The 14,191-nt window shown below is 38.6% G+C and carries 24 protein-coding genes; all 24 read right to left on the reverse strand.

Annotated features, from left to right (window positions below):
* Entirely contained in the window at positions 1-342 is a 342-nt protein-coding gene (locus ACZSMY_RS22335; RefSeq protein WP_465148321.1) for an HK97-gp10 family putative phage morphogenesis protein, read from the reverse strand.
* Positions 333-644: a hypothetical protein gene (locus ACZSMY_RS22340; protein ID WP_465148322.1), complete on the reverse strand. Its 312-nt coding sequence runs from the start codon at positions 642-644 to the stop codon at positions 333-335. Before ACZSMY_RS22340 ends, ACZSMY_RS22335 begins: the two co-directional genes overlap by 10 nt.
* Positions 641-991, reverse strand: a complete 351-nt coding sequence (locus tag ACZSMY_RS22345) for a phage head-tail connector protein (RefSeq protein WP_465148323.1) — start codon at positions 989-991, stop codon at positions 641-643. The genes ACZSMY_RS22340 and ACZSMY_RS22345 overlap by 4 nt, the downstream gene beginning before the upstream one ends.
* Before the next feature lie 2 nt (positions 992-993).
* On the reverse strand, positions 994-1,275 hold the full coding sequence (locus tag ACZSMY_RS22350) for a collagen-like triple helix repeat-containing protein (RefSeq protein ID WP_465148324.1): 282 nt from the start codon (positions 1,273-1,275) through the stop codon (positions 994-996).
* Positions 1,276-1,337: 62 nt separating this feature from the next.
* Complete coding sequence (locus ACZSMY_RS22355; protein WP_465148325.1) at positions 1,338-2,267, reverse strand: phage major capsid protein; 930 nt, start codon at positions 2,265-2,267, stop codon at positions 1,338-1,340.
* A gap of 12 nt (positions 2,268-2,279) precedes the next feature.
* A complete protein-coding gene (locus ACZSMY_RS22360) occupies positions 2,280-2,882 on the reverse strand; it encodes a DUF4355 domain-containing protein (protein WP_465148326.1) in 603 nt (200 codons plus the stop codon).
* 180 nt (positions 2,883-3,062) lie between these two features.
* Entirely contained in the window at positions 3,063-3,233 is a 171-nt protein-coding gene (locus ACZSMY_RS22365) for a hypothetical protein (RefSeq protein WP_465148327.1), read from the reverse strand.
* A 58-nt stretch (positions 3,234-3,291) separates the two neighbouring features.
* Positions 3,292-3,453, reverse strand: a complete 162-nt coding sequence (locus tag ACZSMY_RS22370) for a hypothetical protein (RefSeq protein WP_465148328.1) — start codon at positions 3,451-3,453, stop codon at positions 3,292-3,294.
* Between the two features lie 11 nt (positions 3,454-3,464).
* Entirely contained in the window at positions 3,465-4,406 is a 942-nt protein-coding gene (locus ACZSMY_RS22375; RefSeq protein WP_465148329.1) for a minor capsid protein, read from the reverse strand.
* Positions 4,407-4,587: 181 nt separating this feature from the next.
* On the reverse strand, positions 4,588-6,003 hold the full coding sequence (locus ACZSMY_RS22380; protein ID WP_465148330.1) for a phage portal protein: 1,416 nt from the start codon (positions 6,001-6,003) through the stop codon (positions 4,588-4,590).
* Positions 6,004-6,015: 12 nt separating this feature from the next.
* Complete coding sequence (locus ACZSMY_RS22385; protein WP_465148331.1) at positions 6,016-7,308, reverse strand: PBSX family phage terminase large subunit; 1,293 nt, start codon at positions 7,306-7,308, stop codon at positions 6,016-6,018.
* Positions 7,298-7,738 carry a terminase small subunit gene (locus ACZSMY_RS22390; protein ID WP_465148363.1) on the reverse strand — a complete coding sequence of 147 codons (441 nt, stop codon included), beginning with the start codon at positions 7,736-7,738 and terminating at the stop codon, positions 7,298-7,300. The genes ACZSMY_RS22385 and ACZSMY_RS22390 overlap by 11 nt, the downstream gene beginning before the upstream one ends.
* Before the next feature lie 554 nt (positions 7,739-8,292).
* Positions 8,293-8,817, reverse strand: a complete 525-nt coding sequence (locus ACZSMY_RS22395; protein WP_465148332.1) for a hypothetical protein — start codon at positions 8,815-8,817, stop codon at positions 8,293-8,295.
* 2 nt (positions 8,818-8,819) lie between these two features.
* Complete coding sequence (locus ACZSMY_RS22400) at positions 8,820-9,041, reverse strand: hypothetical protein (protein ID WP_465148333.1); 222 nt, start codon at positions 9,039-9,041, stop codon at positions 8,820-8,822.
* A complete protein-coding gene (locus ACZSMY_RS22405) occupies positions 9,041-9,436 on the reverse strand; it encodes a RusA family crossover junction endodeoxyribonuclease (RefSeq protein ID WP_465148334.1) in 396 nt (131 codons plus the stop codon). Before ACZSMY_RS22405 ends, ACZSMY_RS22400 begins: the two co-directional genes overlap by 1 nt.
* Positions 9,429-9,599: a hypothetical protein gene (locus tag ACZSMY_RS22410; protein ID WP_465148335.1), complete on the reverse strand. Its 171-nt coding sequence runs from the start codon at positions 9,597-9,599 to the stop codon at positions 9,429-9,431. Before ACZSMY_RS22410 ends, ACZSMY_RS22405 begins: the two co-directional genes overlap by 8 nt.
* A 5-nt stretch (positions 9,600-9,604) precedes the next feature.
* Positions 9,605-9,919: a MazG-like family protein gene (locus ACZSMY_RS22415; RefSeq protein WP_465148336.1), complete on the reverse strand. Its 315-nt coding sequence runs from the start codon at positions 9,917-9,919 to the stop codon at positions 9,605-9,607.
* Positions 9,916-10,254 carry a hypothetical protein gene (locus ACZSMY_RS22420; protein WP_465148337.1) on the reverse strand — a complete coding sequence of 113 codons (339 nt, stop codon included), beginning with the start codon at positions 10,252-10,254 and terminating at the stop codon, positions 9,916-9,918. The genes ACZSMY_RS22415 and ACZSMY_RS22420 overlap by 4 nt, the downstream gene beginning before the upstream one ends.
* Positions 10,255-10,265: 11 nt before the next feature.
* Positions 10,266-10,526, reverse strand: a complete 261-nt coding sequence (locus ACZSMY_RS22425; protein ID WP_465148338.1) for a hypothetical protein — start codon at positions 10,524-10,526, stop codon at positions 10,266-10,268.
* Positions 10,526-10,720, reverse strand: a complete 195-nt coding sequence (locus tag ACZSMY_RS22430; protein WP_465148339.1) for a hypothetical protein — start codon at positions 10,718-10,720, stop codon at positions 10,526-10,528. Before ACZSMY_RS22430 ends, ACZSMY_RS22425 begins: the two co-directional genes overlap by 1 nt.
* A 55-nt stretch (positions 10,721-10,775) precedes the next feature.
* Positions 10,776-11,006, reverse strand: a complete 231-nt coding sequence (locus ACZSMY_RS22435) for a hypothetical protein (RefSeq protein ID WP_465148340.1) — start codon at positions 11,004-11,006, stop codon at positions 10,776-10,778.
* Positions 10,999-11,145: a hypothetical protein gene (locus ACZSMY_RS22440; protein ID WP_465148341.1), complete on the reverse strand. Its 147-nt coding sequence runs from the start codon at positions 11,143-11,145 to the stop codon at positions 10,999-11,001. Before ACZSMY_RS22440 ends, ACZSMY_RS22435 begins: the two co-directional genes overlap by 8 nt.
* A complete protein-coding gene (locus ACZSMY_RS22445; RefSeq protein WP_465148342.1) occupies positions 11,142-11,540 on the reverse strand; it encodes a hypothetical protein in 399 nt (132 codons plus the stop codon). Before ACZSMY_RS22445 ends, ACZSMY_RS22440 begins: the two co-directional genes overlap by 4 nt.
* 383 nt (positions 11,541-11,923) lie before the next feature.
* Positions 11,924-14,143, reverse strand: a complete 2,220-nt coding sequence (locus ACZSMY_RS22450; RefSeq protein WP_465148343.1) for an AAA family ATPase — start codon at positions 14,141-14,143, stop codon at positions 11,924-11,926.
* Between the last annotated feature and the right edge of the window lie 48 nt (positions 14,144-14,191).

Consider the following 14,191-nt stretch of genomic DNA (forward strand, 5'->3'; position numbering starts at 1 on the left):
TCATTCCACCAATCTTTCAAGGTCTGCAAGAAATTTTGGGCGTTGCGCATTTACACTTGGAAACATAAACGGCTGTGCTTCCATGTACCTTGTGCCAAATTCCAGGAACCCGCTGTGTTCAGACTTTGAAATAGTTTTCCCATACAACTTATCAACTATATTCGTTTCAATATTTCTACGGGTGTATCCTGTAGCATATCCCTTTGTAAATCTTGCATTTTTAACCGTTCTTTCCGTCAATTCAATTGTATTTTTCTTAACAATTTCCCCAACATCGTCGTCAATGTCATCATGCATCCTATCAAGGTTTCTTAATAAGTCATCAAAGCCATTTAAGTCCATTCGCTCACGCCCTCTAAATAAAAAACACTCTCTGACCTGTGTGGCACATGCCGGAGAATGTTATATTTTTGAGTGCCAATCACCGCCTTATCAGCAACACCAGTATATGGCCTTTGAAGTCTTGCTGTAGCTACGTTTCTTTCATATGACCCAAAGACAGCTTCTGTTTTATCTAAACTGACAGCAGAGACGTTACAAGGCAAAGTGACACCTTCATCAACTACAATTTCAGTCTTTCCTGTATCGGGATTATATTGACGTCCACTAGATTCATGTAAGGTGATTCTTTTTGAATAATTCAAATGAAAAACACCTTCCCCCTTTTTGGTTTTGAATCATCATCACCGTAATCATTAATGATATCCATGTAAGGGTCTAATTCCTTGTCTAAATCATAAAAATCTATTTTATGACCTTCTACAGATTCGGATTTCATCCCCTCTGAACCAATTCGATTAAATCGTCTAATTGTGATTTCTTCGATGATATAATCTAACTCAGATGGCACAGATTCAATAGTTTTATTTACTATTCGTAACTTTCCTAGCAATAGACTACGGATATTCTCAATAAAAACCTCCAGAACAGGATCTTGTAGATTGTCCTGGATGCCTAACACTGTCTTTACTTTAGCTTTAATATCAGCCATGATTATTCACCTGTTCCGGCGCCTTCTAACGTTTCAACGCGAGCAACAAGTTCATTCCATTCTGTTTCAGATGGGAAACCGGCAGCGCCATCAGAACCGGCAGGACCTTGTGGACCCTGTTCGCCGGTATCGCCTTTATCTCCCTTGTCACCTTTGGTACCACGCTGCCCTCGCTCACCTTGAGGACCCTGTTCTCCTGCAACGTCAACCAAGTCTTGTACATCTTGCTCTGTGATGACGTGACCTGTTACTAATCTTTCTTTCAATTCCTCTTTTGTAGCCATCTAATCACTCCTATCCAATTTGAAATGTCTCCCCTATGGCAGTTTCCCCTATTGGAAGGGGATCATGAGGGAGTTTCTTCTCCGCCATTTCCTTCTGGTTCAATTTTCGCGAATGCATCATCTTTAAGGACCATGAAACCAACATCCATAGTGGCACGGATTGCAATCAATTCACGCTCAAATAGATTAATCGGCTCGCCATTTTCATCAACGATAGAAGACAGCTGTGCTTCTTCAGAAATGGCATAGTTTAAGTTGTATGGAATGCCATAGCGAACATAATTGAAGTTTCCGCCGAACAATTCACCTTTATCCATTTCAGAAGATTCCAAGTCAACAACTGGAGAACCATCTAGTGTATTTCCGCTGCGATTATACAAACGAACTGGATCTGTAATCGTTCCATCGGTTTGCTCGTATCCATCAACAATCCGGCGTAATGCAGAACGGTTTTGCTTTTTAGATACATAAGCATTTACATCAAAGCCGTCCTCATTCACAAGATCGGATAATTCAAAGAAATTATCGTTTGTAATCCCGCCTGGCACAACATGTTCAGCATCTGTAATGGATGCTTGTAATGATTGCGGAAATGGATTATCTACCCCTAGAATGGTCGCTTCATCAAACTTTTTATAAAAAGCTTCTGCGACTAACGGGCGGACTTCCGTAAAGAAATTTGAAAGTGTGTACTGCAAAAACTCACGAGATACTGGAACGATAACGCCAAGTTTTTTAGCAACCATTTTTGCAGTGAGCCATTGTGGTTTGGAAGTTCGGATGACTTCACCCTCACCAACCCAGTAAGCTCCAACGCCTTCTGCTAAATACTGAAATTCTTTTTCCTGTTTTGTCATCTCCTCGTACTGCGCGAGTTGCATCATTACAGAATTGGAAATGATGTCCTTTAAAACTAAGGTTCCTTGTTCCTTTGGGATTTGACCTGTTTTTGCGTCTTGTAGTAAGACATTATCTGGATTAAATTCTGGCATTTTATATTCCTCCTATTTAATTAATCTGTGCTCCTGCGCCATTTTAGCGACAGAAGGTATCTTATTGTTTGACGTTCCACCGTTTCCAGCTGGTGGTGTGTCTTGGCGTAATTTTTCTTTAACAGCGTTATTAACAGCTTCATCAAAGGACTTTTTAATGCCACTAATGGCTTCTTTAATTTTTTCGTTATCCTCTAAAGTGATAAGAGAAGAAGCAAAATCAGTCGGGAGATTTTTCTCTTTTAAATCTGTTTCAACTTCTGATTCAAGCCGTTTTAAATTCAACTCACGCTCCCGTTGTTCCAACTCTTTTATTCTCTTGCTATAATCTGCTTCCTCTTGCTGCGCTTTTGTCATTTTTGCATATTCAGCAGCATCCTTCTTAGCATCTTCAATTGCCTGCTGTTTTTCTTGCTCCAACTTTTTAGCTTGATTCTTCAAAGCTTTATCTACAGCTTTACTTACTGCTGAATCAACATCGGATTTTGTGAATGTTGTATTTTCCTGCTCATTATCATCATTTGTGGTTTCAGTGGTTTCAGTAGTTTCAACATTTTCATTTTCGGTTGTATTTTCATCAGCAAAAAACTGTAAATTTAATTTTAATATTGGCATTTTCAATTCCTCCTAATCCCATGCAGTCATTGCCTACCAATCTTTCATCAAATAAAAACAAGCCCCGTACAGTCCTTTTACAGCCCGTCCAGTGCTTATCTATATAAAACTATTCAATTGATATTTAAAGCCCACACAGTATTAATTTTTCGGTAGTTTAACGTGATTTCGCACAAAGTATTATTTACGGATTCTGTCGCCATCTAACAAATCATTAATGAACTTCGCTTGTTTTTCTAATTGTTTTACCGCCTTTAATTTTCTTCCATCAACATAATAACTAAATATAATTACTCCCGTTAGAAGTAAACAAATTATTAAAGAAACTATACCGGTCATTAAGTCAATCAAAAAATCAACTCCTAATATTTATTACACATAACCCAGTGCGGGAGATAGATGGACCACCTTACCTTTCTGCCTTAGAAGGCTTTACATTTTCTATGTCAACATCTGGTGGTTTCCTTTTGTACGGAGTATCTTTTGTAACAGTATTATTCTCTGTCAATGCATTGGCGATACGTTTCAAGCTATTGTCAATTGACTTTAGATATTTTTCTGTTTTATCCAAATGAATCACTCCTATAAAGTATATTTTCCTTTACGTTCAGCAAAGAAAGATTCTCTCCAATTCCCAGCAAGCAATACTGTGGAACTTCTGCAAAAGGGATGCATTGGTGGAGCATTTAGACCTGGCTGCATATTTTTCACTTTAAACTTTTTGCCATCTAAACCTCTACATATCTTTGTAGTTCGGTTATCCAGCATCGCAATATATTCATATTCAGCTTCCGGGTCGTCACTGGCCAATCCTTCATAGCTAAGTTTCTGCGCACCGACTTGCACCCTTGCTGTCTCTGTAATTAATAATCTTCTTGCTTCAAAAGCCGTTACATCAAAGCGCTCCCGGATGTCTGGTACAAATCTATCTGGATGAACACCGCGGATAATGGTACTATTCATGATACGATCCAATTCATCACGCAGTTTCTCCATGTCATCCCAAATTCGTGAGGACCACGTCGCATTATGAAAAGAAGCGCCAACAAGTGACAGCAGCGTTTCTGTGGAAATAACCATATCAACGCCTAATATTCCAGCCTGTCGAGCAACTTCCTCAATCCCGGCCTGTTCTAAATACTCTTGGAAGGTAGTCTCTATATCATTTGCCATAGCGACTAAATGAGCGTTTAAATACATCATCAGTAATTCCTGGCGATTGATATACATTTTCGTGTTGTAGGTAGACAGCTCTCTATTTGCTTTGTCGCTGAAATTACGCTCTTTAACATATCGTGCAGCCGTATCCTGGAACGCTTGTACATCCATTTCGGATACGCGCTTTTTAGCCTCAGCAGGTGTCAATTGATTCCTGACAGCATATCTGGCATAGAAGCTTTGAATCTCTTTTTCTGCCTCACGCAGAGCCACATTGATTATTCGGCGTATTTCCTTCACAACTTCCTCATCTTTCATTTGTTCCTGTTTGATGTTTTCGCGTTCACGATCTTGCCAATATGACATTTGACCTCACCATCCTATAACCACAAGACACTTATAATAAATGAAGCCATTCCAGCTATGCTGACAGCTGTTAAATTGTTTCTGAGGTTAGTATCTCTCTTTTCACCAACCACACCCAAGAACCCTAAAACTATTACAACTAATAATATAATCTGAAATGCTATAACCATAATTCATTCCCTCAACTTTCCACATCCATATAACTTGAAGTTTGTCTCTGCTGTTTTCGCTCTTTTTCACGCTTTTTTATTTCCTCTTGCGGATTTTCCACAAAAGAAAGCAGACTCAATTTAGTCTCATCGGACAAGTCTCCACCTAGTCTTGTAAATGAATCTATTTCATCTTTAACAGACTTCGGAAGATTCGGCGTAAACGTAATAGCGATTTTATTCGGTGCAAAGCTACCTTCACTGGCAAGCGTCATGATGTTATTGATTAAACGATAACGCTCGCGTAAAGACTTTTTGAACAGCCTTTCCTTCGTTGCTCTTTTCTGCTCCAGCCCAAACAGTTTATATTTTAAAGATTCACCCGATTGGTTACCGGAAAAAGAATCATCATCCATGTTAGGCGTGTAGGTGAACATATGAATATCGTTTTTAACACGGTCTTTATATGACTCGGTGCCCTGCACATCATATTTTTTATAAATATAATCCGCATCAGCTGATGTCTGTCTTCCTTCTGAATCAGGCTCTGTTTGTAACAGCAGAAGGTTATGCTCTTTCATCTGTTTAGCATCATTTTCATCCATATCCACATTACCTGTAATCTTTAACATGGCGTCGTTGAAATCAGTCATATAATTGGCTGTATCTGATTCTGCTTCATCGTACAGATCAATCAAAGATAATACTTTTTCAAAGTCTCCACGCCTAAAACGATTATTGCTGTATTCGATAATAGGTACGCCGTCAAAAGCATGCGCCTCTTCGCTTCGCAATGTCAGACTATAATCTTCTCCTAGATCGTAGTATTTAATTGCGTTGCTGGTATATAAATGAACAGTCGTCTTTTCAGAAAATGCATTGTACAAGTATCTGACACCTGCAATAGGATTCCTTTCTACTGTGTCATCATAAATCACAAATGTATGCTGGACTTCAGAGACAGTGAACCTTGTTTCATCCGCCTGTGAACGATATAGCAATTCATAAGCCCGTCCATATATTGACTGGTCAAGCACCAACTCACTATTATGCTCATCTGCATCATTAACCCTATTAATCTCTCGAATCTGTTCATTCACTGAATCATCAGGGTACGTTGTTTTTAATGGGATGCCAACCATAAAACCTTGAACAAACCCAGATACGTACTCACCAAATGCATGAACAGCTCTGTTATCTGCTAAGTGATCCTCGCGCCTGCGGTTCGGTCTTAATATATTTGTATTTTCGGCTTCATAGTATGATTGAAGTGTCTCAAGCCGCGGCCGTTGGTGTAACTGATGATGCTGTATCATTTCTGACAAATCATCCAGATTATCTAATAAAGCATCTATGTCGCTGTACGTATAATGCATGTTAGCTTCTTTAGAAAATCGCTTCACAGAGCTTTTAGAAATCAGCCCTTCTTCAAATTCATTGACTTTCATAGCAGCATCTCCTTACAAACCAAGCGATTTGAACGCCTGGTATTTTTTACTTTTATCTTTCCGCTTGCCTAAATGGTATCGCTCCATAGAATATCTGAGAGCATCAATAATATGGTTATTTGCATCCACAGGGACATTAAGCCATTTGCCTTCTTTATCCTGGTCAAATACGTAAGTGTTGAATTCCTCGATGGTATGAACGCAAGAAGGATGAATATATATCTTGAATCCTTGCAAGAAATTAATGCCATGCATCACGCTGCCTTTACCTTTAACGGACCCATGAAGCCTTCTCACACCTTTTGAAACCAATTCACGGATAAGCCTTGGCTCTGCACTATCACCTGTAATAAATGCTTTAAGCAATTCTTTTTTAGACAGCATGTCGTATATATTTTGTGTAGTCATGCCCTTTTCGTAATGCTCGTCATATATCCATATCTCTTTATTTTTTAAATCAACAATGGAACTGACTTCTGTTGTGGGATCGTTGGTGAAACCGTAATCCATTCCATGCGTTGTCTCTTGCAGCTGCTTGATTTTTTCAAGAAAATTAAAGTCTCTAACCTCGAAATTCTCAAACACAAGACCTTCTGCAACGCCCCAGTCACCATCTGCAACAATGCGGGCACGCCTCGGATTCGTTCTGTATAAATCCAGATATCTTTTTCTATCCGTATCATCCAGCCACTCATTGACACGAAAGGTGGTCGTATAAGCAAATACATCATTCCGTCTTGTCTCTTTATCAAAAAACTCACGCTTTAACCAGTGTCGCTCTGACCATGGGTTAAACGTGAGTGTAATTTGTTTAAAAAACTCTGGATCATCATGTGAACCACGAATCGATTCTATGACTGTATCAAAAGCATCCATACTTTCTATCTGATAAGCTTCTTCTCCCCATACCCAACATAAAATACCTACATCAACGGATATAGAAGTTATCTTTAACGGGTCATCAAGACCACGGAATAATATCTTTTGCCCGGTTGGGATATAAGTTATTTCAGGCATGGACTCATTAAATTTAAACAGGTGCGCAACCTTTAATTTATTCGCCGCCCATTTTAGATCAGTATATGTGGACTGTTTGTTGGTATTAGAATAGCGCCTGATGACAAGCAGGTTCGCCCATTCGTATTTCATGATTCGATAGATAAAATTGATTGCAGTGTTCTTCGATTTCTTAGAACCACGGGATCCTTTAACGACACGGTAGAATTGTTTATTATGCCAAAAACGGTTATATCCTTTACCGATAGCTTTAGCTGGTGAAACTCTCGGCCGTTCCTTAATCGTCATCTTCCGGCACGTCCTCAACAAAGGTAGGTGTAATATTTTCTACCTGTTGTTTCTCGGTCCACATAGCGTAGCGTTTACCTAAATCAACTGCTGCTGCCTTTCTTGTTTGAACACTAGGCTGCAGCGATACAACTTTCTGTCGTCCGTCTCCATCAAAAACTGGGACAGGCTCAACTACTTCTCCTCGAATAACAGAAGTTAAAAACTCCATGATTTCTTGCTGGTCAGCAACACGTTCCGATTGCAGTTCCTCCAATCGTTTATCTATATATTCTGAAACAGTAGTATTTTGAAGTAATTTACTCACATTTGTATTTGCATATTTTTTGCTGTACCCAGCCCTTATAGCTGCCTGTGTGGCGTTTCCCGTTTCGATATAATAGTCTGCAAAACGTTGTTGTTTGATAGTTATTTTTCTTTTCGTGGTCATCACATAAGCACTCCCTCCCTATTTTAAATCAAAATAAAAAGACCCTTGATAGGGTCTGAGTTTGTCTATTATTTAATCTTCAATTTTATCAGTTCTCACAAAACCGCTCGTTCGGATTGATCCGTTTTTAGCTTCACAATATGGGCAGTAAATGCATTCAGTATCTTTTCCTCCAGGGTATACGTCCCCGTATTCTTGATACAAAAACGTTTTACCACACTCAGTGCAATCCGTTTTTGTTCCCTTAGAGTCATGCATATGGTTATAGTAACTCATTTTACTCCTCCCTTAGCCTTTTTATGTATATGCTTCTATCGTATCATTGTAAAGGATTTGTATCTAGGAGAAAAAAGTAGCGCAGCCCTCGTAAGGAAACTGCACCTGATTAAGATATAGGTGGCGCAGAGCGGTTCCAAGACCCTGCGCCAAAGACTAAAAGGTGAAAAATAAATTGATTAAATACGCATACATAGGATGTTGTATTTGTGGTATTTATGCCACACTATCATATTATCACCCTTGAATACGCCATTTCAAGGCGACTTTTGGACAAGCTACTTTTTAAAAGGAATTGCATGAACTCCAAAAAATATAACAGGAAGTTGTTCTATTGCCTTGTCTAAATAGCGACGAACTGTGCGCTCATCAATGTTTTCCACTGTTGCTATTTCAGCATTCGTGAATTTCCAATGACTGATATATTTCATTTCCAGAACGCGATAATATTTCATTTCTTCTTCATGAAGAGAACTTTTATACGCCTTCATCTTTCTCTGAATATAATAAACCATAGCCAATGATTTTTTCTTACTTCGCTTTATGGATTCGATTGATTCAAGATTAATCTGCTCTACATCCAAATCCTGTATGGAAGTATCCTGCAACTCTTCAAGTTCTTGTTTTGTATCTTCACAATGCAAAACTAATGATCGATAATTTTTTAGTAACAACTTGATATTATGCAGCCGTCTATCATGCTTAACTTCTTCTTGTTTTTCTAAATCTGCCTTGAAGGCTTTCACAGCTTCTTTTGATGCAACCTCTGTAATTAGCTTTAACTGTTTCTCTGTAAGATGCATGATTATCCCCCTCTACTTCGCTTTTCCATATCCATGAGCCATTCCACAAGCATGATCATCTGTTTGATGACAAGCTCATTTTTGTTATACCGGACTTCAAACTGACCAACTGACTCCATGACCCAATCCCAAAACTGATTGCTGCTTAAGCCATACTGAACAGCCTGCTTGTTTACTTCTGCTATCCAAGTAACGATTTCGTTATAAAATTTTTGATAGTCCATCAAATCGCCTCAATCTTGATATAAATACCTGGCAATTCTGCCCAATATTTTTCTATAACCTCACTAGCAACCAGAGCATCATCTGTCCAAAAATTAAGATCCGTCATGCAATCTTTAAGAAGCTTGACCATGTTATCGGTATCCGGCTTTGTCGTCTTGTATGTGCCGTTTTTATGCTTGCCTGTAGTTTTAAACATCCACCAGCTTGTAAGCCTCACAGCAGACGTATATTTAACTGCTGGCACATGTTTAGAAAGATGGGCCATTAATTTTGCTCTAGCTGCCTGCAATGATTCTGGCTCATAATAAACAGGCTTTCCATTTCTGACGGTAACTTGTTTCTGCTGATGCGTAGTTGTTGGTACCTTTTCCATAGGCATGAAGAATTCAGTCATCGACTTCACCCTCTCCATATGGCACAAACTGCAGATAATATAACCCAGCCTCTGATTCTATTTCTAGTACAGCTCCGTTTTCATCAGATACATATTTTTTGATATTGCCCTTAATGCCATTATTGATTTCTTCCAGCATTGCTACCTCTTTACCAAATTCCATACGGATCACTCCTTCAAATCGCTTTCTTTTACGAACACACCGTTAACCATCTTCCCTTTTCTATCTGCAATTTCTTCATATGCAGCCTCTATGCAATCCTCAATATCAATATCCATCTGCATGCAGAGAATAGTCAATACCACGTACATGTCGCCGACAGCATCTTTTACTTTTGCTTTCTTACGTCCTTTAGCAAGAGAAGCTGCCAATTCTCCGTGTTCTTCTGCAAGTTTTGCCATTTGCTTAAACGGATCTGCAGTATCTAATTGCCTTTCTATTGCCCATTGCTTAATTAGTAGCGTTGTATGGTTTAAACTCATTCCGATTCTCCTCTCAATTCTTGACGTGCTTTTTGACCGCCATCATTCATTACCTTTGATAAATCATTACCAGAGTCCACAAATGAATTGAAGCTCTGCACGTAGTTTGAAGGGTCAGCATAAAACCGAAGCGTTTCTTTTAACTGCTGATTTTCTTCTTTCAATGGTTTTATAACAATTTCATTTAATTCCAGGGCATTCTCTTTTCTTAGTTTGTAAAGATGAATTACTTCTTCCAACTCAGGAACCTTTTCAGCTTGTTGGATAAGCCATTCAATGTTTATAGGGAAACCATTTTTGTAATCAATTTTTAACTGTTCCAATTGTTCATCCATCACTGCACCTCCTAAAGACTTTCCAATTCTGTTTTCAATTCATTTAGCCGTTCTCTTAACACTTCTAACATCCGTTCTTCTGTTGCTTGGTCTAATTTATATTCAATTTCTCCTGTCCAAGGTAAAGATTCTCTTTTAACAAAAAACCTAGGTTCACGCTTAAAAAAGAATAAAGAACAATTTCCTATCCTCTCGATGCTGTCAATGAAGTGGTCAAGCTCTCTAATCCCTTGTTCTAACTCGTTAGCTTTGTCAAGTGTTTGGCTGTCCATCACTCATCATCCTCCAATTCAAATCCAACAGTACATATTTCAGGGTTTTTCCGACTTGCAAGCCTTCTTTCAGCAGCAGGTGTAGTAAGCCAATAAATATAATCAGGGTTAACGTTCATTACTTTGGCGCAATGCTCTTTTGTACCGATGGCAATTAGATTATCGCCTTTATATACGGCATACTCTTTTTCCATCACGATTCCTCCTTTGATTAATCCCTCGAACTTTTAGAAAGTTAGACGATTTATGCTAATCAGCACCCTCCTTCATCTGTCGGTTATTTCCGTTCCATATTGCATCTAGCAATTCATCCCTCTGTATCTGTGTGTCAACCAGTTCAAGCCTTAGCTCTTCTTTTTCTTGCTTCAGCTGGCTGTTTTCAGCTCTAACTACGTGTACCGTATAAGCCATAATAAACATCGCTATAACAGCAGCTGCTATCAGCACGTAAAACCCAATACCCCATATCTTTTTAACCATCCTTAGCCTCCTGTTCATCTATCTCTTTTATCACTTTGATAGATTGCTGGATTCCCATTGCGACCAACGGCATATTAGCTTTTCCTGCAAACTCAGCTTCTTCTTGAAGCTTAGCTATGATTTTTTCAGTTAGTGTCATTTTGTTTCCTCCTTGATTCCGTTTATTTGATTTTCTAAATCTTTGCGTACTCTGCATTGATACAATCTAGTATCATGTATTTTTTTCTGACTCCGTATTTCTCCAATGGATTTATTTAAATCGTTAATCTTATTGCCCCAATCTGAGAATACAGGACCAAGGTGTTTCAGTAGATCATTTTCATCTTTTGCTTTCCGGCGTTCTCGCAGCACCTTTTGTAGTTCTTTATAAATCTTAAATCCTTCAAAAGCATTTAAATCCACATTCTCTATCAAATGCAACAAATCATTTACCTCACGTTGCAAAGAGCCGATTTTTTCGTTATTAGATTTATAAATTTTCGGTATATCTTGAACAGTGTTTCTGACATCGACAGCTATTTGTTCTACGTCCAAAATTATCACCTACCATTTTTTTACTTTTTTGATTTTGAAATTTTTTCTTTGTCATAGGTAAGAGAAAAATGGTGTGGCGGGCAGAGCGTAAGCCCACCACTTTTTTTCTCTATGACCTAGTGAATGAAATGAACGTTATTACCCCCTTTAGGGGGTACCTTTTCATTTCACGATTTGAAATGAAAAATCTTCGAGAATTTCACTTCAAAATATCCAGTTATCTCCTAATTATGAAAAGTGAAATGAAACATAAATTATCGAGGTTTTCATTCAATATTTACATTTCAAGGAAATTGTGAAACGAATCGTGAAATGAAAAGTATCGAGTATTTCACATTTTGAAAAGTGAAATGAAATGTTTCAATTCGACAATTTCACGATTTTTATTTTGGTTTCCTTTCCACTTCGCCATTAATAATTTGAAATCCACCATGATTTTTAATACGATTTCTGACAGTTCTATCTGTTATTCCTAAGAATTCTGCAATAGCTTCTAAGGTAATTTTTTCATCGATTGAACATGCATCATAGGCTGTTTCTAATGCATTATTCTGTTCTTCCTGTATCTCCTTCTTGCTTTTCTTCTTTTTCTTATCAAAGCTTTTCTTCCATGCTGGCTGCTCGCTATCAGGCTCAATATCTTTAAGAATCCCTGTATTATCCACGTTATGGACTGGATACTGGAACCACATATTAACCGCATCAAACTTTGGATACTCTCGCAATGTCCCTTCAACACGCCATGCAGACCGCATTTTTACACGTTTTACCGCTCTATCAATCTCAGACTCTACCTGGCTGAGTTTATTAGGATCCAATACACGCTTAGCATGATTATTCATTTGGCTAACACTCTGTTGGTCATCGATGCCGACATTTTCATCAAAGTAATCAAAGTTAGCCTCTCGGATAGCCTTAGAATAAATAGAAGTAGCTGCTGAACCTTCTTGCTGCTTCATTAAATCATCAGTAAGCTCTAGTTCAACTAAGTCAATAAGCGCATCCGGGTCCCTTGCAAATACACCAGAGCCACTGGACCTGTCCATAGACTTTTTACCACCCTGTGAACCTTTACTATGATGGTGACAATAGATAACTGCAGAGCCTAACTCTGTGGCTATTTTGTCAAATTGGTTAGTGAAATGAGCCATCTGGTCAGCGCTGTTTTCGTCACCTGTTAGCACCTTATAAATCGGATCAATAATAACGGCGATATATCCTTTTTTCTGTGCCCTACGAATTAATTTAGGGGCTAGCTTATCCATCGGTGCTGTCTTCCCTCGTAAGTTCCAGATATCAATATTGTCAATGTTATTAGGAGGTAATCCCAAAGCCTTATATACATCTTTGAAACGATGCAAAGCACTTGGGCGATCTAACTCTAAGTTGACGTACAATACTTTCCCTTTAGCACATTGCCATTGCAGCCATTTCATCCCTTCCGCTATCGCTATGCATAAAGCAATAAGAAGAAATGATTTACCTGCTTTTGAAGGTCCAGCAATCAGCATTTTATGACCTTGCCTAAGAACGTGTTCTATTAAATTTGGAGCAAGTTCAGGCATGTCATTCCAATACTCTACTAAGTTCTCTGGCTCTGGTAAGTCATCATTGATATCCTCAATCCATTCATGCCATTCTTCATAACTGGCCTTACCAATATGAGTGTCTATAATGAATTGTTTCTTTCCATTTCGTTCCACACCTGGCATCCTAGACAACCTAGATGGATTTCTATTTTGACTATCAATATTCAGCCCATTTTTCTTACATACGTCATACAGATAATCAACACGCTTTTTGTATTCATCCTTGTTCACAGCATCTATTTTGACGATGGCATGTATGCTTTTTTTACCGCTGAAAACTAAGGCTGCTATTGGTAATTCAAGCTCCCGCATGATGGCATTTTGTTTTTCAATGTCCATTGTGTCGGATTCTACCAAGGCATATTTAAATTCCGTTACATTTTCGTTTTTTACACCTTTACCATCGAGTGGATTAAAACGGATCCATGCACCAGCCTCTGGGTTATAATCACCAAGTACCGCGCCAATATCTCCGTACTGATTTAAAGACTGAATTAATTCGCCAGCTGTCCGGTCAACGTTTCCTTTAGTAGGAAGGTGTTTTCCGTCGTCTGTTTGCCATGTATCCACCACATAGCCGACATGTTCTGATGCTTCGAATAATGTTTCCAAGTATCTAATCAGCTGGTGTACTGGATTCCAAGCAGCAGGCTCTCTGATTTCCTGTCCTTCAATCCAGTTTTTATCTATAACAACGTAATCATCGTTGCCAGCTATTTCATCGTTCCAGTCCAGCTCATGGTCCTCTTTATTGCTTCTAGGCTCCCAACCATGTTCCTTAGCAAATTGCGTAATCGTTGCTCCAGTAATTCCGTCTCCTTCAAAGCTAGTCCATTTTTTGAAACATTCGCCTGGTTTGTATCGCTGGCTATCTCTACGACTCCAATCCTCCCAATCTGATGCGGTATAGCCCTCGTATTTGAGAGCCATACCCACATTGAGCCATTCTTGATAATCCAGATAAGCAGGATCCACGTAATCTAGTAATTGCATTAAATCTAGTTTATTTTCCATAAGGTGGTATCACCTTCTTTCTTTTGTGTTAAAATCTATATAAAAAAT

The sequence above is a fragment of the Oceanobacillus sp. B139/18 genome (assembly GCF_055524595.1).

Excerpts from the sequence above, each read along its gene's own strand:
- ACZSMY_RS22430 (WP_465148339.1), bottom strand. The coding sequence starts at position 10,720 with ATGGAAAAAGAGTATGCCGTATATAAAGGCGATAATCTAATTGCCATC.
- ACZSMY_RS22415 (WP_465148336.1), bottom strand. The coding sequence starts at position 9,919 with ATGAGTTTAAACCATACAACGCTACTAATTAAGCAATGGGCAATAGAA.
- ACZSMY_RS22350 (WP_465148324.1), bottom strand. The coding sequence starts at position 1,275 with ATGGCTACAAAAGAGGAATTGAAAGAAAGATTAGTAACAGGTCACGTC.
- ACZSMY_RS22385 (WP_465148331.1), bottom strand. The coding sequence starts at position 7,308 with ATGACGATTAAGGAACGGCCGAGAGTTTCACCAGCTAAAGCTATCGGT.
- ACZSMY_RS22380 (WP_465148330.1), bottom strand. The coding sequence starts at position 6,003 with ATGAAAGTCAATGAATTTGAAGAAGGGCTGATTTCTAAAAGCTCTGTG.
- ACZSMY_RS22440 (WP_465148341.1), bottom strand. The coding sequence starts at position 11,145 with ATGACACTAACTGAAAAAATCATAGCTAAGCTTCAAGAAGAAGCTGAG.
- ACZSMY_RS22360 (WP_465148326.1), bottom strand. The coding sequence starts at position 2,882 with ATGCCAATATTAAAATTAAATTTACAGTTTTTTGCTGATGAAAATACA.
- ACZSMY_RS22390 (WP_465148363.1), bottom strand. The coding sequence starts at position 7,738 with ATGACCACGAAAAGAAAAATAACTATCAAACAACAACGTTTTGCAGAC.
- ACZSMY_RS22410 (WP_465148335.1), bottom strand. The coding sequence starts at position 9,599 with ATGGAATTTGGTAAAGAGGTAGCAATGCTGGAAGAAATCAATAATGGC.
- ACZSMY_RS22395 (WP_465148332.1), bottom strand. The coding sequence starts at position 8,817 with ATGCATCTTACAGAGAAACAGTTAAAGCTAATTACAGAGGTTGCATCA.
- ACZSMY_RS22450 (WP_465148343.1), bottom strand. The coding sequence starts at position 14,143 with ATGGAAAATAAACTAGATTTAATGCAATTACTAGATTACGTGGATCCT.
- ACZSMY_RS22375 (WP_465148329.1), bottom strand. The coding sequence starts at position 4,406 with ATGTCATATTGGCAAGATCGTGAACGCGAAAACATCAAACAGGAACAA.
- ACZSMY_RS22405 (WP_465148334.1), bottom strand. The coding sequence starts at position 9,436 with ATGACTGAATTCTTCATGCCTATGGAAAAGGTACCAACAACTACGCAT.
- ACZSMY_RS22355 (WP_465148325.1), bottom strand. The coding sequence starts at position 2,267 with ATGCCAGAATTTAATCCAGATAATGTCTTACTACAAGACGCAAAAACA.
- ACZSMY_RS22400 (WP_465148333.1), bottom strand. The coding sequence starts at position 9,041 with ATGGACTATCAAAAATTTTATAACGAAATCGTTACTTGGATAGCAGAA.
- ACZSMY_RS22335 (WP_465148321.1), bottom strand. The coding sequence starts at position 342 with ATGGACTTAAATGGCTTTGATGACTTATTAAGAAACCTTGATAGGATG.
- ACZSMY_RS22345 (WP_465148323.1), bottom strand. The coding sequence starts at position 991 with ATGGCTGATATTAAAGCTAAAGTAAAGACAGTGTTAGGCATCCAGGAC.
- ACZSMY_RS22425 (WP_465148338.1), bottom strand. The coding sequence starts at position 10,526 with ATGGACAGCCAAACACTTGACAAAGCTAACGAGTTAGAACAAGGGATT.
- ACZSMY_RS22435 (WP_465148340.1), bottom strand. The coding sequence starts at position 11,006 with ATGGTTAAAAAGATATGGGGTATTGGGTTTTACGTGCTGATAGCAGCT.
- ACZSMY_RS22420 (WP_465148337.1), bottom strand. The coding sequence starts at position 10,254 with ATGGATGAACAATTGGAACAGTTAAAAATTGATTACAAAAATGGTTTC.